The 21,728-nt window shown below is 53.3% G+C and carries 18 protein-coding genes; 8 read left to right on the top strand and 10 right to left on the bottom strand.

All coding sequences use genetic code 11. The features are described 5' to 3' along the window. Nucleotides 1-4: 4 nt before the first annotated feature. Both aaeA and aaeX read right to left on the bottom strand, forming a co-directional pair. Nucleotides 5-937 (bottom strand): p-hydroxybenzoic acid efflux pump subunit AaeA, encoded by a 933-nt coding sequence (gene aaeA, locus OGX96_RS03660; RefSeq protein ID WP_003828814.1) that lies wholly within the window; start codon nucleotides 935-937, stop codon nucleotides 5-7. 7 nt (nucleotides 938-944) lie between these two features. Then, a complete protein-coding gene (gene aaeX, locus OGX96_RS03655) occupies nucleotides 945-1,148 on the bottom strand; it encodes a p-hydroxybenzoic acid efflux pump operon protein AaeX (RefSeq protein WP_003828816.1) in 204 nt (67 codons plus the stop codon). 184 nt (nucleotides 1,149-1,332) lie between these two features. Between aaeX and aaeR the strand changes: the two genes are divergently transcribed. After that, nucleotides 1,333-2,262: an HTH-type transcriptional activator AaeR gene (gene aaeR, locus OGX96_RS03650; RefSeq protein ID WP_008785957.1), complete on the top strand. Its 930-nt coding sequence runs from the start codon at nucleotides 1,333-1,335 to the stop codon at nucleotides 2,260-2,262. 86 nt (nucleotides 2,263-2,348) lie between these two features. Here aaeR and tldD read toward each other — a convergent pair whose 3' ends face one another. The 8 genes from tldD to csrD all read right to left on the bottom strand — a co-directional run bounded on the left by tldD (nucleotide 2,349) and on the right by csrD (nucleotide 14,782). After that, a complete protein-coding gene (tldD, locus tag OGX96_RS03645; RefSeq protein WP_057067987.1) occupies nucleotides 2,349-3,794 on the bottom strand; it encodes a metalloprotease TldD in 1,446 nt (481 codons plus the stop codon). A 147-nt stretch (nucleotides 3,795-3,941) separates the two neighbouring features. Next, a complete protein-coding gene (yhdP, locus tag OGX96_RS03640; RefSeq protein ID WP_198801726.1) occupies nucleotides 3,942-7,742 on the bottom strand; it encodes an AsmA2 domain-containing protein YhdP in 3,801 nt (1,266 codons plus the stop codon). A gap of 111 nt (nucleotides 7,743-7,853) precedes the next feature. Next, nucleotides 7,854-9,323, bottom strand: coding sequence for a ribonuclease G (rng, locus tag OGX96_RS03635; RefSeq protein WP_003025190.1), 1,470 nt, complete (start codon nucleotides 9,321-9,323; stop codon nucleotides 7,854-7,856). Further along, complete coding sequence (locus OGX96_RS03630) at nucleotides 9,313-9,906, bottom strand: Maf family protein (protein ID WP_032945152.1); 594 nt, start codon at nucleotides 9,904-9,906, stop codon at nucleotides 9,313-9,315. The genes rng and OGX96_RS03630 overlap by 11 nt, the downstream gene beginning before the upstream one ends. A gap of 7 nt (nucleotides 9,907-9,913) precedes the next feature. Continuing rightward, on the bottom strand, nucleotides 9,914-10,402 hold the full coding sequence (gene mreD, locus OGX96_RS03625; RefSeq protein ID WP_003025196.1) for a rod shape-determining protein MreD: 489 nt from the start codon (nucleotides 10,400-10,402) through the stop codon (nucleotides 9,914-9,916). Continuing rightward, a complete protein-coding gene (gene mreC / locus OGX96_RS03620) occupies nucleotides 10,403-11,425 on the bottom strand; it encodes a rod shape-determining protein MreC (protein WP_003828827.1) in 1,023 nt (340 codons plus the stop codon). Nucleotides 11,426-11,491: 66 nt separating this feature from the next. Beyond that, on the bottom strand, nucleotides 11,492-12,535 hold the full coding sequence (gene mreB / locus OGX96_RS03615) for a rod shape-determining protein MreB (RefSeq protein WP_000913396.1): 1,044 nt from the start codon (nucleotides 12,533-12,535) through the stop codon (nucleotides 11,492-11,494). Between the two features lie 306 nt (nucleotides 12,536-12,841). Then, nucleotides 12,842-14,782: an RNase E specificity factor CsrD gene (gene csrD, locus OGX96_RS03610; RefSeq protein WP_048215442.1), complete on the bottom strand. Its 1,941-nt coding sequence runs from the start codon at nucleotides 14,780-14,782 to the stop codon at nucleotides 12,842-12,844. 225 nt (nucleotides 14,783-15,007) lie between these two features. On the opposite strand from csrD, the gene acuI reads away from it, so the two are divergent. The 7 genes from acuI (at nucleotide 15,008) to panF (ending at nucleotide 21,720) form a co-directional block, all read left to right on the top strand. Continuing rightward, complete coding sequence (acuI, locus tag OGX96_RS03605) at nucleotides 15,008-15,982, top strand: acrylyl-CoA reductase (NADPH) (RefSeq protein WP_048236873.1); 975 nt, start codon at nucleotides 15,008-15,010, stop codon at nucleotides 15,980-15,982. 119 nt (nucleotides 15,983-16,101) lie between these two features. Next, nucleotides 16,102-17,106 (top strand): protein-methionine-sulfoxide reductase catalytic subunit MsrP, encoded by a 1,005-nt coding sequence (gene msrP, locus OGX96_RS03600; protein ID WP_103284660.1) that lies wholly within the window; start codon nucleotides 16,102-16,104, stop codon nucleotides 17,104-17,106. After that, a complete protein-coding gene (gene msrQ / locus OGX96_RS03595; RefSeq protein WP_198801725.1) occupies nucleotides 17,107-17,706 on the top strand; it encodes a protein-methionine-sulfoxide reductase heme-binding subunit MsrQ in 600 nt (199 codons plus the stop codon). A gap of 392 nt (nucleotides 17,707-18,098) precedes the next feature. Further along, a complete protein-coding gene (gene accB, locus OGX96_RS03590) occupies nucleotides 18,099-18,569 on the top strand; it encodes an acetyl-CoA carboxylase biotin carboxyl carrier protein (RefSeq protein WP_003025210.1) in 471 nt (156 codons plus the stop codon). Nucleotides 18,570-18,579: 10 nt separating this feature from the next. Then, complete coding sequence (gene accC / locus OGX96_RS03585) at nucleotides 18,580-19,929, top strand: acetyl-CoA carboxylase biotin carboxylase subunit (RefSeq protein WP_003828838.1); 1,350 nt, start codon at nucleotides 18,580-18,582, stop codon at nucleotides 19,927-19,929. A 107-nt stretch (nucleotides 19,930-20,036) separates the two neighbouring features. Continuing rightward, complete coding sequence (locus tag OGX96_RS03580; protein WP_286582274.1) at nucleotides 20,037-20,279, top strand: YhdT family protein; 243 nt, start codon at nucleotides 20,037-20,039, stop codon at nucleotides 20,277-20,279. Continuing rightward, on the top strand, nucleotides 20,269-21,720 hold the full coding sequence (panF, locus tag OGX96_RS03575; RefSeq protein ID WP_020996361.1) for a sodium/pantothenate symporter: 1,452 nt from the start codon (nucleotides 20,269-20,271) through the stop codon (nucleotides 21,718-21,720). Before OGX96_RS03580 ends, panF begins: the two co-directional genes overlap by 11 nt. Nucleotides 21,721-21,728: the final 8 nt, after the last annotated feature.

Below are 21,728 nucleotides of genomic sequence, written 5' to 3'. Positions count from 1 at the left end.
GCGATTAACCAAACTCGCGCAGGCGGTGCGCCATTTTACGGAAGAAGGACTCCTGGCTTGCATCACGGTCCTGCTTACCGGTAATGACAACGGTAGCCGTTGTCCCGGCAGGCCACAGAGTTCCCTGCTGCTCATCAAGGCGGATTCGCACCGGTACACGCTGCGCCAGGCGCACCCATTCCAGATTTGAATCAATGGTCGCCATACCTTTTGCATCCTGCGTACTGCTGGCATTTGTTACCCCCGCCGCCACGCTATCAACGGTGCCTTTTAAGACATTATTACTGCCAAGCGGGGTGATCTCAGCGCGATAACCAGGGCGAACGCCTTCTAGTTTGGTTTCTTCCATATAAGCCAGCACATAGAAAGAATGCTGTTTGACCAGTGCCACCGCTGTGGAACCACGCGTAATAAATTCGCCGCTATAAACGTTCAGGTTAGTGACCCAACCGTCTGCTGGTGCGCGAATGACGGTACGTTCCAGATCTAATTTTGCCAGGTCGCGGGTCGCTTGTGCTTTCGCAAGCTGGTGTAATACGGTTTGCAGGACGTTGTTTGACTGGTCAATCTCTTCACGAGACATGGCCTGCACGCCAAGGCGGTTACGACGGCCAGCCTCCTGGCGTTTTTCCTGGGCCAGAACCTGATAATAAGAAACATCTGCTTCGGCCTGCTCAAGGGCTTTCTTATAGCGTGGCTGATCGATGGTGAACAGAATCTGATCCTTTTTCACCAGTTGGTTATCATGGACGTTAACGTTGGAAATAAGACCCGCAACATCCGGCGCAATAGCGACAACTTCCGCGCTGAAACGCGCATCACGTGTCCATGGCGACTCGGTGTAATACACCCATGCGCGAAAAATAGCGATGAAGGCCAGAATGACCAGTACGAGAGTCGTGGCCGTACGGGAGAGTTTTTTTGTTAGTGTTTTCACTTCAACCTCAAACGAACAGGCGCGTTATTAAATAGAACAGGCAGCAATACAGCGCGGTGTTAAACAGAGCCGGATGCCAGACAAAATCATAGATGCCGGTTGGAACCAGCATCCGGCGCACCAGCCAGAAAATCGCCAGTGACAAAAGTAATTCGAAAAAAATCGGTGGGAAGGACAAACCAAACACCACGATAACGGGAAACAGACTCATGTTGACCTTGGTAACTTAAGAGAGTGCAGGTGATAGATTTTCTAGCGTATGTCACCGCAGAGAAGGGCAAGGATGAGCCAGGCGAGAGCGACATAGCTGTTATTTGAATAATAATATATTAACGTAACTGTTATGCTGTTATCTATATTATGTGATCTAAATCACTTTTAAGCCAGAGTGAACAATGGAACGATTAAAACGTATGTCGGTGTTCGCCAAAGTCGTCGAACTGGGCTCCTTCACCGCCGCCGCAAGACAGCTACAAATGAGCGTTTCATCGATAAGCCAGACGGTCTCCAAACTGGAAGATGAGCTACAGGTTAAGCTGCTAAACCGCAGTACACGCAGCATTGGGCTGACCGAAGCCGGTAAAATTTACTACCAGGGCTGCCGGAGAATGCTGCACGAAGCGCAGGATGTTCACGAGCAGCTTTATGCCTTTAACAACACGCCCATCGGCACGCTGCGCATTGGTTGTTCTTCAACCATGGCACAAAATGTCCTCGCCGGATTGACCGCGACCATGCTGAAGGAATACCCCGGTCTGACGGTAAATCTGGTAACAGGCATCCCGGCACCGGATTTAATCGCCGATGGTCTGGACGTGGTCATCCGCGTCGGTGCGTTGCAGGACTCCAGTCTGTTCTCGCGTCGCCTGGGCGCCATGCCGATGGTGGTCTGCGCGGCTAAAAGCTATCTCGCACAGTTTGGTGCCCCGGAGAAACCCGCCGATCTCAGCAACCACTCGTGGCTGGAATACAGCGTGCGCCCGGATAATGAATTCGAGCTTATCGCTCCGGAAGGAATTTCCACCCGCCTGATCCCAGAGGGTCGTTTTGTGACTAACGATCCGATGACATTGGTGCGCTGGCTGGCTGCGGGTGCAGGCATTGCCTATGTGCCGCTAATGTGGGTGATCAATGAGATCAATCGTGGCGAAGTGGAGATCCTGCTCCCCCGCTACCAGTCGGATCCGCGTCCGGTCTATGCGCTGTATACCGAAAAAGACAAACTGCCGCTCAAGGTCCAGGTGGTGATTAACTATCTGACGGAGTATTTTGTCGATGTAGCGCAGCTTTTTCAGGGGATGTACGGCCGGGGAAAAGAGAAATAAAAAGAGTATTGGCCGGATAAGGCGTTGACGCCGCGTCCGGAAAGATGCCCGATAGCGCTGGTGCTTATCGGGCATACATCATGATGTTATGCAGTACCACCCACCGTCAGGTTATCCACCTTCAGTGTCGGCTGGCCCACGCCCACCGGCAGGCTCTGCCCTTCTTTACCGCACACACCAACCCCGTTATCCAGCTTCAGGTCGTTACCTACCATTGAAATCTGCTGCATCGCTTCGATACCAGACCCAATCAGCGTCGCGCCTTTCACCGGTTTGGTTACTTTACCGTTTTCAATCAGATACGCTTCAGACGTCGAGAACACAAATTTCCCGGAGGTGATATCCACCTGGCCGCCGCCGAAGTTAGGTGCATAAATACCGTATTCAACGGATTCGATGATTTCCTGCGGCGTGGATTTCCCCGGCAGCATGTAGGTGTTGGTCATGCGTGGCATCGGCAGGTGCGCGTAAGATTCACGGCGACCGTTACCCGTTGGCGCGACGCCCATCAGGCGCGCGTTCAGTTTGTCCTGCATGTAGCCTTTCAGAATACCGTTTTCGATCAGCACGTTGTACTGACCCGGTGTGCCTTCATCATCAATAGCCACAGAGCCACGACGGTCCGCCATTGTGCCATCATCCACAACGGTACACAGTTCCGACGCCACCAGCTCACCCATGTGACCGCTGAATACCGAGGTACCACGGCGGTTAAAGTCACCTTCCAGACCATGACCGACCGCTTCATGCAGCAGAACGCCAGGCCAGCCAGCGCCGAGTACTACCGGCAGCGTACCAGCAGGCGCTGCTATCGCGGACAAATTAACTAACGCCATGCGTACGGCTTCTTTCGCCCAAGCGTCAGCACGGACTTCACCATCAAGGTCGCCAAGGAAATAGTCATAGCCAAAACGACCGCCACCACCGCTGGCACCGCGCTCGCGCTTACCGTCCTCTTCGACCTGTACGCTTACGGACAGGCGTACCAGCGGACGAACATCAGCGGCCAACGTACCGTCGGTCGCTGCTACCAGGATCAGTTCATAAACACCGGTCAGGCTGGCGGTTACTTCCTGGACGCGTTTGTCGGCGGCACGGGCCACGCTATCAACGCGACGCAGAATATCCAGTTTCTCTTCGCGGCTCATGCTCTGTAACGGATCAACCGAAGTGTAAAGCGCCTGATGCTCGACCGCTCCCAGCGTTTTTACTTTGCCGTCACCGCTGTCACGCACGATAGTACGGGCAGCATGAGCACTTTGCTCCAACGCCAGCAGGCTAATCTGGTCTGCATAGGCAAACCCTGTTTTTTCGCCGCTGATGGCGCGCACGCCAACACCCTGATCGATATTGTAAGAGCCGTCTTTAATGATGCGGTCTTCTAAAACCCAGGATTCGTGATAGCTCGACTGAAAATAGAGATCGCCGTAGTCAAGACGGCGTTCGGCCAGTTGGCCCAGAATGGCAAACAGATCCTGATGTTTCAGGCCATTCGCCGCTAGCAATTGTTCACTTACCAGGTTCAGACTCATCGTTTTGGTTACTCATTTAATTCTGCCGGATGGCGGCAAAAACGCCTTATCCGGCCTACGTTGTTAGGCTACTGTAGGCCGGATAAGCGCTGCTCCATCCGGCAATACTATGTACTGAGATTGGGGCAATTACTCGCCCCCGTCAAATCATTGCTGGCTTTCTTTGCGCGGCTGACGCAGAACTTCGTTAATCTGCGGTTTATCGACCGGACCGGTGATGCGATAGCGCAGAATCGAAACTTTGCTCCATAATGGCCCCAGAACCTTACTGGCAGCAAATACCGCCGCGCCGACAATCGGGTTGACAGCAAACGCAGCGGCAACCCCTACGGTGGCAGAAATTTCAGGCGCGACAATGGCTTCCATATTCAGCTCCCGACGGACCAGGTTCACTGAGCCTTTCATCGCAATGTCTGCCTCCAGACCATCCACCAGCGTGTCGTCGGTATGCATCACACCATCTTTGATCCACGCCGTGCTGCGAATCGAGTCGAAATAGAAACCTTCACTGAAGGTATCGCTAAAATCAAAACGCAGTTTACGTAGCAACGCATCAAAGCTCAGCAGTCGCAACAGTTGCCCCGCATGCCCGGTACTGAGTTCGGTAAGCTCACCTTTGCCCAACCGGGTACGCAAAATCCCATTCAGCGATGCTTCGTCCGGATCCCACGGCGGGTTACGCCAGTGCAGGTCATACTCCACGTTGAACGAAGAATTACGAATCGGGGTCGATACGCCAAAGAAACTGGCAGCGGAGTCAATTTTACTGCCGCTCAGTTTACCCTTCAGTGACGTTCGCTCTTTGCCCGGCGCATTCACCCACACGCCATCGGTGGTCAGTCTGGCAAAGCCCGTATCCAACAGACCGTTGCTCAACGTTAGCGTGTCGCCTTTAATTGCTACATCGGCATCAATGCGCCCATATTTCTGTCCCCACATCCAGCACTCGGCACAGCGTAACTGAAGGTCCGGCCAGCCGCGGAAGCTGAAGTTGTCCACGGCGGAAAACGGCGAGGCTGATGTGTTGCCCGGTGACGCTTTCGCCGCGCTGGGGTTGTAATAAAGATACTTAATATTGGCCAGCCATGGCGCATTATTGCGCATCGCCAGCGTGGCGTTAATTTCACGACCCTGCGCCTGTACGATGGAGCCATTGCTCGCAGGCTCAGACACAATACTCAAATTATTCCACTGCTGACCGCCCAGGGATAACGATGGCGTACGCACGGTGATGCGTTGTGGGAAGTTGGCATTAGTGCCAACGTTATCCGCTGCGCCTTTTTGGAACAACGCCAGCCATTGCGCGCCATCCATAGGGGGAAGATTAAGCTCAATGCCTTGCTGATCGGGTAACGCGGGCACAGTACGGCTTTCCGACGTCCAGATAGCGCGGTCAAGCGTCAGTTTCTGATTCAGCAGCCAGCGGCTGTTAAAGTGGTTCTTACTGCCAGCATTACCGGTCAGTTCAAAGCTGCGCAGATTGCCGTTGGCCTTAACATTCACCGGCAACGCTTCACCGGGCGCTTTATTCAGCGGAGCAGGTAAGTGACTACTTACATTCTTCAGGTCACCCTTTAGCTCAATGTCGTAAGTCGGCCCGGCATGATACGGAAGATCGATACCCACCTTGCCATTCCACGCCATGCTGCCGCTTAAGGCATCGTTGACCTGCGCCGGTAAAATCCCCATGCGGGTTGGCTGCCAGTCGCCTTGCAGGTTCACGGCTACCTGATAGGCTTTCGCCCCTTCGGTGGTGGAGAAGTCGACGTTCAGCGGCTGATTAAACCAGTTCGCCGTCATCGGCTCGCTCTTCAGATCGCCGTTGATAAAGCTGAATTTACCATTCAAATTCTTCAGCGTGCTGTCGAGTGGTTTAATAAACAAGCTGTTATTACGCAGGTTGACGTCGCCTTTGGCGGTAACCAGCGAGCCGTCTAGCGGAATATCAAGATGTAAGCGAGCATTCACATCACCGTCAATTTGCAACTGTTCCAGCGTGGCGCCGAGAGAATCCTTCAACGGAGTCTCATCAAAATAAGGTCCAACCGCCTTGCCTGGCCCGTTGATATCGGCATCAATCAGCAGCTTTTCTTTTGCATAGTCGGGAATATTAGCCGTCAGGTTACTGGCCTTCACGCCGCCTAGATTGACGCTATCCGTCTTCATCCACAGGCCATCGTTAATGAAGTTTAGTTCGATATTAAGATCGGTTAGCGCAGGCCAGTCGGGCTGGAAAGCAAATTTCGCATTGCGTAGCGGCACCAGGACCTGAAACTGCCCTTCATTGTGCAGATACGGGAACAGATTCGGGTTACCGCCATACACCAGCGTGGCGTTATCCGCTTCGCCGCCCTGAATAGCGCCGCTGAGGTAGTCAACCAGATCCTTACCCATCAGGTTTTCCGGGAAATAGCGCCAGGCCTGGGAGCCATCGTCGGTGCTGATACCGGCCAGAATGCCCAACCATGGCTCATCATCAGCCGGTTGCAGATAGCGAAAACCACCGCGCGCATGTACCGCTTTCGCTTTAACATCAATGTTGCGCCCGTCTAACTGGAAGCCTTTATCATTCTTCAGCCAGCTTAGCGTCGCCACGCCGTTCTCTATTTCCAGCGGCGCACGGAAGACGGTTTCATACGGCATTTTTGCTTGTTTCATGGAGGCGGTGAGCGCCCCATTTTCAACGCTTCCCGCAAGCGTACCGGAGAAATGTTCTGCCCCCGGCAGCAGCTTCCACTGTTTCCAGGCCAAATCGGTCCACGAGGACAGGAAGCGGGTTTTTTCTGTCGCCTGTAACGGGATATCCAGCGCAAGCACGTCTATTTTGCCGCTGGGTTGCGTGGCCCGCCAGATATCACCCAGCGCAGGCGATAGCCTAGACGCCATCGGACGCAGTCCTTCTAACCCGGCCAGTTCCAGATTACTGGCTCGAATGCGTAGCTCATCACTGCGTTTGTTATTCTCACCACCGACTTCCTGCTCAGGGATCCAGGCCAGCGTTAATGCCCCGCTAGGCCAGGGTTTATCATCCATGGTGATACGCGTATCGGGAATAGAGAATTGCCAGCCCGGCTCTTCACGGCTGATGTGCGCCGTCAGATTATCGACGGAAAGCGTATGCGTACGATTTTCACCCAGCCAACTTGCCCCGCCTTTTTTCAGCCAGACATCACCGCCAGAAACGACGCCTTTGCTGATCGTCATCCATGCTTCCAGGCTAAAACGCGCGGTTTGTAGCGCGACATTATCCTGCATCCATTTGCCCAGCCATGGTTTGACGTCGATGTCGTCTGCCTGCAGCCAGACCCGACCGTTATTCAACAGCCCTTCGTCATCACGCAGATCCATACGCACCTGCATAATGCCGTGCTGTCCGGTCAGGCTGGAGAGGCTGACCTGACCCTCGGCGCGATGCCGATTTTTACCATTCAACCAGGTAAGCTGGGGGATCGCCAGTTCAGCACGTTGACCTGAGAGGGTTATAAAGCTGATATGGCTGTCGCGTAGATCGAAATGATCAAACTGACGCAGGAAGAGATCGCTGAGATGGCCGGTTTCAATCCCATCTCCGCCTTCGCTGCGCTGGATAGGCGTATTGGTGCGCAACTGCAGTTGCCAGAAGGTGAGATCGCGAAACTGCCAGCGCATGTGCAGCAAACTTTGCCAGACATCCAGCGCCAGCGTGACGCGTTTTACCGAAAATTCTCCCCCATCTTTCAGCTGCGCATGGATATTACGCGCTTCAAGCGTAGGACCGAAATTTTGCCAGCTGGCAGAAAGCTGGCTAGCGGAAACAGGCAGACCTGTGGCGGATTCAATCTTGCCAAGAATGGCCGGACGCCAGCTATCAAGATGAGGTAACGCAAGGCGCAGTCCACTGACCAGCAGCGCTGCGATGACAACGAATGCGGCTCCAGTGAGCAGTAAAATCCCCGGCAATCGCCTCACGCGCCTCTCCTTGTCTACCAAAAAATATGACTCACACCCCTTGAGTGAATATTGCCGGATAACGGCGCTTGCGCCTTATCCGGCCTACATGCGCGGGTGCCACTACACGATTTACATCATGACGACGTCGAACTGCTCCTGGTTATACAGCGGTTCGATTTGTACTTTGACCTGTTTGCCGACAAAGATCTCAACTTCCGCCAGCGCATGTGACTCTTCACCTTTCAGGGTTTCAGCCACTGCCGGAGAGGCATAAACCAGGAAACGGTCAGAGTCATATGCATGGTGTACGCGCACGATTTCGCGCATGATTTCATAGCATACGGTTTCCACCGTTTTCACCGTGCCACGCCCATGGCAGGTCGGACACTCGTTGCACAGTACATGTTCCACGCTTTCACGTGTGCGTTTGCGCGTCATCTCCACCAGGCCCAGCTGTGAAAAACCGTTAATGCTGGTTTTTACGCGATCCTTACTCAGAGCCTGCTCCAGGGAGTGCAGCACCCGGCGACGGTGATCTTCATTATTCATGTCGATAAAATCGATAATGATAATACCGCCGAGGTTACGCAGACGCAGCTGACGAGCAATGGCCTGCGTTGCTTCAATATTAGTATTAAAGATAGTGTCATCAAGATTACGATGCCCAACAAACGCGCCGGTATTGATATCGACGGTGGTCATCGCTTCGGTTTGATCGATGATCAGATAGCCGCCGGACTTCAGCTCAACTTTGCGTTCCAGCGCGCGCTGGATTTCATTCTCAACGTCAAAGAGATCAAAAATAGGCTGTCGCCCGCTGTAATGTTCCAGCTTGCTGGTCATCTCGGGGATATATTCCGCCGTAAATTCCAGTAACGCCTCATAGGTCAGACGGGAGTCGACGCGGATACGGTCAAGCTGCGCATCGGCAAAGTCACGCAACACGCGCTGTGCCAGTGCCAATTCACCGTACATCTGGTAGCGCGTTTGCGGGCGTTTTTTACGCTCCATGACTTTCGTCCAGACGCGCTTCAGGTAGGCAGCATCCGAGGCCAGATCCTCTTCACATACGCCTTCCGCCGCCGTGCGAATGATGAAGCCACCCTGCTCATCGCAGTAATCCGCCACCACTTTTTTCAGGCGTTCGCGTTCGGTTTCGCTTTCGATACGTTGGGATACGCCAACGTGCGAAGCACCCGGCATAAAGACGAGATAACGGGAAGGTAGCGTGATGTCCGTCGTCAGGCGTGCGCCTTTAGTTCCCAACGGATCTTTTACCACCTGCACCATCAGATCCTGACCCTGGCGCACCAGTTCAGAAATGTCGCGTACGGTGAACTGTTTTTGTTCTTCACCCGCCACGCATTCGGTGTGCGGCATGATGTCAGAAGCGTGAAGAAATGCGGCTTTATCCAGTCCAATATCTACAAAAGCCGCCTGCATACCCGGAAGTACACGACTTACACGACCTTTGTAGATATTGCCTACGATTCCGCGTCGCGCCTCACGTTCAATATGAATTTCCTGCAGAATACCACCATCAATGTAAGCCACCCGAGTTTCCGATGGCGTTACGTTTACCAACAATTCAGCCGTCATGTTTATCCCTTTTCTCACGCAGTGCGTTAAAATTGGTCAGCAACTCATACGTTTCTACCAGCGGTAAGCCGACTACGGCGTGATAGCTGCCATTTATCTTCCTGACAAAACAGCCACCCAACCCTTGAATACCGTATGCACCTGCTTTATCCATTGGTTCACCGCTGGCAACATAGCCCGCGATGTCCTCATCGGTTAGTGCTCTGAATGTCACTTCCGTCACTACCAGGCAGTCCAGACTGTGCTGGCGATCGGCCAGTGCCACGGCCGTCATAACTTGATGCGTTTTGCCCGACAGTTTGCGCAGCATTACTGCGGCATGGTCGGCGTCGTGCGGTTTTTCCAACACTTCGCCATTAAGGATAACGATGGTATCCGCACCCAATACCGGCAAATCGCGCTGGGCCAGCGCTACGCCAGCCTGCGCTTTTTCGCGCGCCAGACGGGAAACGTACTGCTGCGCGCTTTCCTGCGGGTGCCGCTGTTCTTCAATCCCAGGGACCAGTCGTTCAAACGTAACACCAAGCTGAGCGAGCAACTCCTGACGACGTGGAGAACCTGAAGCAAGATACAGAGTATTCATATCAACCTTATTGCACCGCAAACTGCTGACGGACTTTACGCATCAGTAAGAATAGCCATGGCCAAAGCACACCATTCACTACACTACTCCAGAACACTTCAGGTCTGAAAGAGACGTTGATCACTAAAAACTCGGCCCAGAAAACAATAATATCCACGACCAGTGATAACAACATGACCACCAGTGCCTGTTGCCAGAGCGCGAGGTTTCGGAATAGCTGGAATTTCAGCGCGACCAGATAAGCAATGATACTCATCGACAATGCGCGCACGCCAAGCGTGGAGCCGCTGATGAGATCCAGTATGGCACCCACCACAAATCCCGTGCCCACATTTACGCGATGCGGCAGCGCCAGGATCCAATACAACAAGATGAGCAGTACCCAGTTTGGCCGGAAAACCAGAATGTCATCCGGCCAGGGCATGACTTGCAGCAACAGTGCAATAAGGAACGAGAGCCAAATCACCCAACGTCCCTGGCTACGATAGCTTGCCACTTACTGTCCTCCCGGCTTACGCGGAGCAGGTTGTGGCGGCGTGGTATCTGCGGGCGCTGGAGCCACGCCTGTTGCAGGTGCTGGCATTGGCGCAGGCGGTCCCATGGTATCTGGTGCAGGCAGAACTTGCGGCATCATTTGCATCAGACGTTCATTCGCAACGCGGTGTACTTCTTCCGGCGTCATCGGGTTTGCGCCATTACGATCGGCACCCCACAACAGCAGCAGATAGCGCAGACGCTGCAAACCCGCAGTCGGGCGAGCCTGAATCACGGTATATGCGCGCTGAGTGTCCAGCTTAACGGAAGAAACAACAGCAACCGGATAACCTTCAGGGAAACGTCCACCCAGCCCCGAGGTGACCAGCACATCGCCAACGCGAATGTCGGTGTTAGCCGGCAGGTGTTCGAGCTGAAGATCGTCGGTGCAGCCGTTACCCGCAGCGATCACGCGGATATCATTACGCAGTACCTGAATGGGCAGCGCATGCGTCGCATCGCAAATCAGCAGCACGCGGCTGGTCAATTTAGCCACCGCCACGACCTGACCTACTACGCCTTTGTCGCTAATAACCGGCTGGCCTTCGTAGACGCCGTTAACGCTCCCTTTGTCGATCACGACCTGATCGCTGTAAGGGTCATTAACCGTTGAGATGACCTGCGTCACCATCTTTTGTTCGTCCTGACGCAATGGCGATCCCAGCAGCTCACGCAAACGCGCATTCTCCTGTTTGTATTGCCCCAGCATCAGCAGTTCGCTGTTTTTCAGCAGCAGTTCCTGACGCAACGCCCGGTTTTCAAGTTCGAGTTGGTCACGCGAAGCCAGCGTTTGCGACACGCCGTCGAGTAATTCACGAGGACCATTTGAGATAAAGTAGAAAGGACTGACGGCGGTATCCATGTACGTTCGGATTTGACTAAACGTACCCAGGCGGCTGTCGGCAATAATAACGCCGAGCGCCACCAGCACCGCCAGAATAAGGCGAATCTGTAGCGACGGGCCACGGCTAAAAATTGGCTTCATAGTCTATGCGTATTCTCGTATCAGAGCGGAAGGGCAACCCGCGGGGGCTACCCAACCTGCATCCGATTACTCTTCGCTGAACAGGTCGCCGCCGTGCATGTCGATCATTTCCAGCGCCTTGCCGCCGCCGCGCGCCACGCAGGTCAGCGGATCTTCAGCAACAACAACTGGAATACCGGTTTCTTCCATTAACAGACGGTCAAGGTTACGCAGCAGCGCACCGCCACCGGTCAGCACCATACCGCGTTCGGAGATGTCAGACGCCAGTTCCGGCGGGCACTGTTCCAGTGCAACCATTACTGCGCTTACGATACCGGTCAGTGGTTCCTGCAGAGCTTCCAGAATCTCGTTAGAGTTCAGGGTAAAGCCACGCGGAACGCCTTCAGCCAGGTTACGACCGCGAACTTCGATTTCGCGCACTTCGTCGCCCGGATAAGCGGAACCGATCTCGTGTTTAATACGTTCTGCGGTCGCTTCACCGATCAGTGAACCGTAGTTACGACGAACATAATTAATGATGGCTTCATCGAAGCGGTCGCCGCCAATACGGACAGAAGAGGAGTAAACCACGCCGTTCAGGGAGATAACGGCAACTTCAGTGGTACCACCACCGATATCCACAACCATTGAACCGGTTGCTTCAGAAACTGGCAGACCCGCACCGATCGCGGCCGCCATCGGCTCTTCGATCAGGAAGACTTCACGAGCACCTGCGCCCTGAGCGGATTCACGGATCGCACGGCGTTCAACCTGAGTTGCTCCAACCGGTACACACACCAGTACGCGCGGGCTTGGGCGCATGAAGCTATTGCTGTGCACTTGCTTAATAAAGTGCTGGAGCATTTTTTCAGTCACGAAGAAGTCAGCAATAACGCCGTCTTTCATTGGGCGAATTGCAGCGATATTGCCCGGCGTACGACCCAGCATCTGCTTCGCATCATGACCTACTGCAGCCACGCTTTTCGGCGAACCGGCACGATCCTGACGAATGGCCACAACAGAAGGCTCATTCAATACGATGCCTTGTCCTTTTACATAAATAAGGGTATTCGCGGTACCCAGGTCAATGGACAGGTCATTGGAAAACATGCCACGAAATTTTTTCAACATACTAAGGGATAATCCTGAAAGCTGGGGCGGAAAACAAAATCCGCTTACTTTACCAACCACACGCAGCAGCGACAAGGCGCAAAAATCATCTGCTACGGTGAAAATTAGTGCAGTTCGTTTCCTTTGTTACAAAACCGGCCTGAGTCCATCAGGGCTGAATAAATCAGCAGCACTCCTCGCTTTTGTTTGCAACCTGTCAAAGGTCATTCACCTGCATGTTTGCTGTTACAACCTGGCGAGCAGGCAAGCACACCCCCAGAAGGCACAGCGCGCGTTATTCTACGTGAAAACAAATTAAACGGCAGGTTAAACCGAGTATCTTTGCGAATATTTTTTCACGTTAGTGTCAAGTGGTTGTGATGCGGCAAAAAAATCTCCTTGCCCACCCGCAACTCCGCGTTCTGTCAGCGTATGCCACTCACTACGCGAACGTACGCCCGTGGCGTAAACCTGCGTGGGTGTTCCCGAACAGGCCTCCACCAGGCTTTGAACCAGAAGCTGATTTTCCGTTCGCTTATCAATGTTCCTCACCAGACTTGGATGAAGCTTCAATAACTCAACGTTAAGCTCTTTGATCCAACTGGTGCTCACCAGCGTTAACCCCGCCTGCGTAACGGCAATACGCACGCCCAGCGCATTCATCAATCTGATGACGGGCTGTAACCGGCTGATATGTTGACAGACATCTGCCTCAGCAAGTTCAATAATTATGCGTTTGCGTAATGATTTTTCGCACTGCATCAGCGTATCACGCAGCCAGCGCTGAAAACGTGGACGAATAAGCGATTCAACCGTTGTCTGCATCGCCAGATTTTCCTGCGGCCAGTAGCCCAAAAGCAGGATCAGACGGCTTATCTGCAAACGGTCATATTCTTCTGCCAGACCAAATTGCAGGACCATCGGCATATATTCCGCCGAAATGACCTCTTCGTTGCCATCAAAAATTCGGCACATCAACTCCCGATGGTGCACCCGGCCTTCACGCGTTACTGCAGGCTTTTGATAAATTCTCGGCCCGCCCCGGCTGAGCATCTGTTCGATCAGCGTTCGCCAGCGTACGTTGCCCCGACCTTTTTCCGGCAGCGAGTCATCATAGACCGACCAGCTATTTCCGCCCTGCAATACCGAATTCCGGGTGGCGGCTTCAGCATGATCCATCACTTGCTCCGGCGACTGACCGCTGCGGCAAACGCAAATGCCAATATGAACCATATCGGCACGATCGATCATTTTATTAGCCGGAAGTGCATCTACCGCTTTTAATAATTGCCCGGCGATACTTTCCGCCTCTTTCAGCGTACGGTGCGGCAGCAGAATAGCAAAATCGCTACGGTGGTAGCGCGCCAGCAACGCGCCCGGATAGCGCGTCATAAAAGTCGACAACAAATTGATCAGCGTCGAGATTTGTTCTTCCGCGAGGGTGATTCCCCAGCTATCACGCAGCAGCGTAAAGTCCGGCAGGCGCACCATCATCACAACGCCATGCGAGCCTACTTTTTCCTGATCTTCCAGCAGCGTGGCCAGTTGGTTATCAAAGAACAAGCGGTTGCTTAGCCCGGTTTTTGTATCCTGCGCGACATAGGAACGAATCAGCGTATCCAGGCGGCTGCGTTGCTCGCGGGCATTTTGAATTTCAGTCAGCAGCATATCGAGCGCACTGCTGGTACGCGCTGGCCATTCATAGACCGTTCCCCGCACGTTCGGTCCACGTTCGCCGTTCAGAATACGTGTGGAACGAATCTCCAGCAGCTCCTGACCCGAAAGCTGACGCTGAAGCCAGCGCACAGACAAAAAGAGCATCAGAATAATGAAAGCAATGGCTATCGTGAGCGGCGCGGTGGTCAGTAGCGAATGGAAATAGTTACCCATCGGATCCTGATAAACCAGACGCAATGACATACCCGGATGCTTGACCAACGGTACGGTAATCTCGCGGTAGAGATTGTTTGTCCCTGCCGGTCGGTAGCTGCTGGTCCGGGAGTGGTCATACACCACGTTTTCGCCCTGCAACAGTTCGATGCGCACGATATCAACAGAAACCATCAGTTCATCGATTTGCGGGGTTAACGCAACGACATCTCTGGAGACCAGATGCGTATCAATCGCCGTCGCGACCGCATGAACGCGCGTGGTGAACTTATATTGAATAGCGTTGTAGAAACTCAGCGAACAGCCGATCAGAGTCACGAAGATCGTTAACCCAGTAAGCAGCGTGACAAAAGCTGAAAATTTCGTCGTTAATCGCATCCTTGTGTTAACTCCGACAGTTATGAAACAGGCCTGAAAGTGATAAATCGACTCTAAAATGCAAAACTGACCGCAAAATCCGCCAATTTATACAAACTGTGAGGGCATACTACCAAATCAGGTATATCTGGCAATTTATTGCGCAGAATCGGCATCATGTTTTGATTAGCGAGTATAGTCTTCATTATTAATTTTCCAATCCACTATACGAATTGAGGACAGGTTATGCAGGCTTTGATCTTAGAACAGCAGGACGGAAAAACCCTCGCATCCGTTCAACCCCTCGACGAAAATCAGCTACCGGAAGGCGATGTAACGGTGGATGTCCACTGGTCAAGCCTGAACTATAAAGACGCCCTGGCTATCACCGGCAAGGGAAAAATCATTCGTAATTTTCCGATGATTCCTGGTATCGATTTCGCTGGTACCGTGCGTGCAAGCGAAGATCCCCGTTTTCATGCGGGTCAGGAGGTTTTACTGACCGGTTGGGGCGTAGGTGAAAATCATTGGGGTGGACTGGCAGAACGCGCACGCGTGAAAGGCGACTGGCTGGTTGCGTTGCCAAAAGGGCTGGATGGACGTAAAGCCATGGTCATCGGTACCGCTGGCTTTACCGCCATGCTTTGCGTCATGGCGCTTGAAGATGCAGGAATTCGTCCGCAAGACGGTGAGATTGTCGTCACTGGTGCCAGCGGAGGCGTGGGCAGCACGGCCGTTGCGTTACTGCATAAGCTGGGTTATCAGGTTGCGGCGGTTTCGGGTCGTGAAAGCACCCACGACTACCTGAAAAGCCTGGGCGCTAATCGTGTTCTTGGCCGCGATGAATTTGCTGAATCTCGCCCGCTGGAAAAACAGCTGTGGGCTGGCGCGGTGGATACCGTTGGCGACAAAGTTCTGGCGAAAGTCCTCGCGCAGATGAACTACGGCGGCTGTGTTGCCGCCTGCGGTCTGGCGGGCGGTTTCGCTCTGCCAACCACGGTAATGCCATTCATTCTGCGTAACGTTCGTTTGCAAGGAGTGGACTCGGTGATGACCCCGCCGGCACGCCGTGCAGAAGCCTGGGCGCGTTTGGTTAAGGATCTGCCGGAATCGTTCTATGCTCAGGCGGCAACGGAAATTACGCTGGCGGATGCGCCGAAGTTCGCCGATGCCATCATCAATAACCAGGTGCAAGGCCGTACGCTGGTGAAGGTGAAGTAACAGACCCTGGCGCAGAAATTTACACTTAATTAACGAAATTTCGCGGCACATCTACAGACTCCCTGCCATATTAACTACGCGTCCCCTGTCAGTTATGACGCGTAAGCCGGGAGTCTGTTATGAAGAAATTACGTCCATTTACAGAAGCCGACGTCACTGACGAGTCGGCTTTTTTTATGCAGCGTCGCCATGTGCTGAAAGCATTAGGGATCAGCGCAGCCGCGTTGTCTTTACCCCACTCTGCGCAGGCTGACCTTCTGAGTTGGTTTAAGGGTAATGACCGCCCGCCCGCGCCCGCGGGAAAGCCGCTTGATTTCAGCAAGCCCGCCGCCTGGCAAAATTCGCTTCCTTTAACGCCAGCGGATAAAGTTTCTGGCTACAACAACTTCTATGAATTCGGTCTCGACAAAGCGGATCCGGCAGCCAACGCGGGTAGCCTGAAAACCGATCCGTGGATATTAAAAATCAGTGGTGAGGTCGCCAAACCACTCACTCTCGATCACGATACCTTGACCACCCGTTTCCCGCTGGAGCAACGGATTTACCGCATGCGCTGCGTGGAAGCCTGGTCAATGGTCGTGCCGTGGATTGGCTTTCCGTTACATAAACTGTTGGCGCAGGTAGAACCCACCAGCAATGCGAAGTATGTCGCGTTCGAAACGCTGTACGCACCGGAAGAAATGCCAGGACAAAAAGATCGCTTTATTGGCGGCGGGCTGAAGTATCCCTATGTTGAAGGGTTGCGCCTGGATGAAGCGATGCACCCACTCACACTGCTTACCGTGGGGGTTTATGGTAAGGCCCTTCCGCCACAAAATGGCGCGCCCATTCGCTTAATTGTGCCGTGGAAATATGGATTTAAAGGCATTAAGTCGATCGTGAGTATCAAACTCACACGCGAACGCCCTCCGACAACCTGGAATCTGGCCGCGCCCAATGAATACGGGTTTTATGCCAACGTGAATCCGCATGTCGATCATCCCCGCTGGTCCCAGGCCACAGAGCGTTTTATTGGCGCTGGCGGTATTCTGGACGTACAGCGTCAGCCCACGCTGATGTTTAACGGCTATGCCGAAGAGGTTGCGTCACTGTATCGCGGACTCAATTTGCAGGAGAATTTTTAAGTGCGACTGACCGCAAAGCACATTACCGGGCTGAAAGTTTGCCTGCATCTTGCCGGTTTTTTGCCGTTTATCTGGCTATTTTGGGCGATAAATCACGGCGTTCTGGGCGCCGATCCGGTCAAAGATATCCAGCACTTTACCGGTAGGACAGCTCTGAAATTCTTGCTGGCAACCTTGCTGGTCTCTCCACTCGCGCGCTACGCTAAACAGCCATTATTGATACGCACACGTCGCCTGTTAGGGCTATGGTGTTTCGCCTGGGCAACACTGCATTTAACCAGCTACGCGTTACTGGAACTGGGCATTAATAATCTGGCGTTGTTAGGGCGGGAATTAATTACGCGGCCTTATTTAACCTTGGGCATTGTCAGTTGGGTCATATTATTCGCCCTCACCTTAACGTCCACGCAGGCTGCACAGCGAAAGCTGGGTAAAAACTGGCAGTATTTGCATAACTTCGTCTATCTTGTGGCGATCCTGGCACCCATACATTATCTGTGGTCGGTAAAAATTATCTCCCCTCAACCGATTATTTATGCAGCGCTCGCTGCGGTGCTGTTAGCGTGCCGTTACAAGAAGTTTCGCCAGTGGTGGCGGTAGTTTCACGATATGTGCAGTGCGTTGCAAAACACGGACGATCCGATTTTCTTTACATGTTAACGGTTGATTATCTTCCCTGATAAGACCAGTATTTAGCTGCCAATTGCTACGAAATAGTTATAATGTGCGACTTTGCTATCCTCGGTAGCGTTTTTAAGGCGCTGAAAGGGTGACAATCGCATATTGAAGGTATATTTTGTCTTTTACCCGAAAATGGCAGAAGATAGCCGCACAATGACTAACAAGTCTGGCAATCTCACTTAATGGCAGCAGCACCCAGTGCAGCGCCTGAGATGCGTGGCATCTTGTCACTCACTGTTATAAAAATGCTATACAGACGGCGGTAAAACGCCTGTCACAATCTCACTAAACAAAGAGTACGGAACCCACTCATGGATATTCGTAAGATTAAAAAACTGATCGAGCTGGTTGAAGAATCAGGCATCTCCGAACTGGAAATTTCTGAAGGCGAAGAATCTGTACGCATCAGCCGTGCAGCGCCAGCTGCAAGTTTTCCGATGATGCAACAGGCTTATGCTGCACCAGTGATGCAGCAACCAGCTCTGTCTAACGCTGTCGCACAAACTGCCTCTCCAAGTATGGAAGCTCCGGCAGCAGCGGAAATCAGTGGTCACATCGTACGCTCCCCAATGGTTGGTACGTTCTACCGCACCCCGAGCCCGGATGCTAAAGCGTTCATCGAAATCGGACAGAAAGTGAATGCGGGCGATACCCTGTGCATCGTTGAAGCCATGAAAATGATGAACCAGATCGAAGCCGACAAATCCGGCGTAGTTAAAGCGATTCTGGTAGAAAGTGGTCAACCGGTAGAATTTGACGAGCCGCTGGTCGTCATCGAATAACGAGGCGAACATGTTGGATAAAATTGTTATCGCCAACCGCGGCGAGATTGCCCTGCGTATTCTTCGTGCCTGTAAAGAACTGGGCATCAAGACTGTCGCTGTGCATTCAAGTGCGGATCGCGATTTAAAACACGTATTGCTGGCGGATGAGACGGTCTGTATCGGCCCGGCTCCGTCCGTAAAAAGCTATCTGAACATCCCGGCTATCATCAGCGCCGCTGAAATCACCGGCGCGGTGGCAATTCACCCGGGCTATGGCTTCCTCTCTGAGAACGCCAACTTTGCTGAGCAGGTAGAGCGTTCTGGCTTTATCTTCATCGGCCCGAAAGCTGACACCATCCGCCTGATGGGCGACAAAGTGTCTGCAATCACCGCGATGAAGAAAGCGGGCGTACCGACCGTTCCTGGCTCTGACGGCCCGCTGGGCGATGACATGGACGCTAACCGCGCTCATGCTAAACGCATCGGCTACCCGGTTATCATCAAAGCCTCCGGCGGCGGCGGCGGTCGCGGTATGCGCGTCGTGCGTAGCGATGCCGAACTGGCACAATCCATCTCCATGACCAAAGCGGAAGCAAAAGCCGCTTTCAATAACGACATGGTCTACATGGAGAAATACCTGGAAAACCCACGCCACATTGAAATTCAGGTGCTGGCTGACGGTCAGGGTAACGCGATTTATCTGGCAGAACGTGACTGCTCCATGCAGCGTCGTCACCAGAAAGTTGTCGAAGAAGCACCAGCGCCGGGCATTACCCCGGAACTGCGTCGCTACATCGGCGAGCGTTGCGCCAAAGCCTGTGTTGATATCGGCTATCGCGGGGCGGGTACTTTCGAGTTCCTGTTCGAAAACGGCGAGTTCTACTTCATTGAGATGAACACCCGTATTCAGGTTGAACACCCGGTAACCGAAATGATCACCGGCGTTGATCTGATCAAAGAGCAGCTGCGCATCGCAGCGGGTCAACCGCTGTCCATCAAGCAGGACGAAGTTGTGGTTAAAGGCCATGCGGTAGAATGCCGTATCAACGCCGAAGACCCGAACACCTTCCTGCCAAGCCCGGGTAAAATCACGCGTTTCCACGCACCGGGTGGCTTTGGTGTGCGTTGGGAGTCTCATATTTACGCAGGCTACACCGTACCTCCGTACTATGACTCAATGATCGGTAAGCTGATCTGCTATGGCGAAAACCGCGACGTCGCTATCGCCCGTATGAAAAACGCATTGCAGGAACTGATCATCGACGGTATCAAAACCAACGTTGACCTGCAGATCCGTATCATGAATGACGAGCACTTCCAGCACGGTGGAACCAATATCCACTACCTGGAGAAAAAACTCGGACTTCAGGAAAAGTAAGCGTGCGTTAACCGAAAAGGCCGGAAATTCCGGCCTTTTGTTTTTCTCCCCTCCCGCACGTGCCATAAGGTACAATCCCCGCTTTCTTTATCCACAAGGGACAAAAAATGGACGCTCGTTTTGTTCAGGCCCATAAAGAGGCGCGCTGGGCGCTGTGGCTAACCCTTTTATATATGGTCACATGGTTAGTGGCCGCTTACTTACCAGATTCAACGCTGGGTTTTACCGGCTTACCGCACTGGTTCGAAATGGCCTGCCTGCTAACGCCGCTGGTTTTTATCGTGCTGTGCTGGGCGATGGTGAAGTTTATCTATCGCGACATTCCGTTGGAGGATGACGATGCAGCTTGAAGTTATTTTTCCGCTGGTCGCCTATCTTCTGGTGGTCTTCGGTCTCTCAGTTTATGCCATGCGCAAGAGATCGACCGGTACCTTCCTGAATGAATATTTCCTCGGCAGCCGCTCCATGGGCGGCGTCGTGTTAGCGATGACGCTAACGGCAACCTACATTAGCGCCAGCTCGTTTATTGGCGGTCCTGGTGCCGCTTACAAATACGGACTGGGATGGGTGCTGCTAGCGATGATCCAGTTGCCCGCCGTATGGCTCTCATTGGGGATTCTTGGTAAGAAATTCGCCATTCTGGCACGCCGTTATAATGCTGTTACCCTCAACGATATGCTATTTGCACGCTACCAGAGCCGCCTGCTGGTATGGCTGGCAAGCCTCAGCCTGTTGGTCGCGTTTGTCGGGGCAATGACCGTACAGTTTATTGGCGGCGCACGTTTGCTGGAAACCGCAGCGGGTATCCCCTACGAAACCGGTCTGCTGATTTTTGGCGTCAGCATCGCGTTATACACGGCGTTCGGCGGCTTTCGCGCCAGCGTGTTGAACGACACCATGCAGGGCATGGTGATGCTGATTGGTACTATCGTTTTGCTGGTCGGCGTTGTTCATGCTGCCGGTGGCCTCAGCAATGCGGTGGTAACCCTGCAGACTATCGATCCTAAACTGGTTTCGCCGCAGGGCGCTGATGACATTTTGTCACCCACGTTTATGACCTCATTCTGGGTGCTGGTATGCTTTGGCGTGATTGGCCTGCCGCATACGGCGGTACGCTGTATCTCTTATAAAGACAGTAAAGCGGTACACCGCGGCATTATCATCGGCACCATCGTGGTGGCGATCCTGATGTTTGGTATGCATCTGGCGGGCGCCCTGGGACGGGCGGTAATCCCTGACCTGACGGTACCGGATCTGGTAATCCCTACGCTGATGGTCAAAGTCCTGCCGCCGGTCGCTGCCGGGATTTTCCTCGCCGCACCTATGGCCGCGATCATGTCGACGATCAATGCCCAATTGCTGCAAAGTTCCGCTACGATCATTAAGGATCTGTACCTGAACCTTCGCCCGGAACAGCTGGAAAACGAAACCCGGCTGAAACGCATGTCGGCAGTGATTACCCTGCTGCTGGGCGCGTTACTGTTGCTGGCCGCCTGGAAACCGCCAGAGATGATTATCTGGCTTAATCTGCTGGCGTTTGGCGGGCTGGAAGCCGTCTTCCTGTGGCCGCTGGTGCTGGGCCTCTATTGGGAGCGGGCAAACGCGTCAGGCGCATTGAGCGCGATGATTGTCGGCGGCGTGCTTTATGCTCTACTCGCCACCTTTAACGTTCAGTTCCTGGGCTTCCACCCAATCGTGCCCTCGTTACTGATAAGCTTGCTGGCTTTCCTGATAGGCAACCGTTTCGGTTCCGCCGTCCCGCAAGCCGCCATATTGACTACTGATAAATAAAGAGTTTT

The sequence above is a fragment of the Citrobacter sp. Cpo100 genome, assembly GCF_030332595.1.
Taxonomy (GTDB): domain Bacteria; phylum Pseudomonadota; class Gammaproteobacteria; order Enterobacterales; family Enterobacteriaceae; genus Citrobacter; species Citrobacter portucalensis.
The sequence above is the reverse complement of the archived record's forward strand: the minus strand, read 5'-3'. Positions and strand labels throughout refer to the sequence as shown.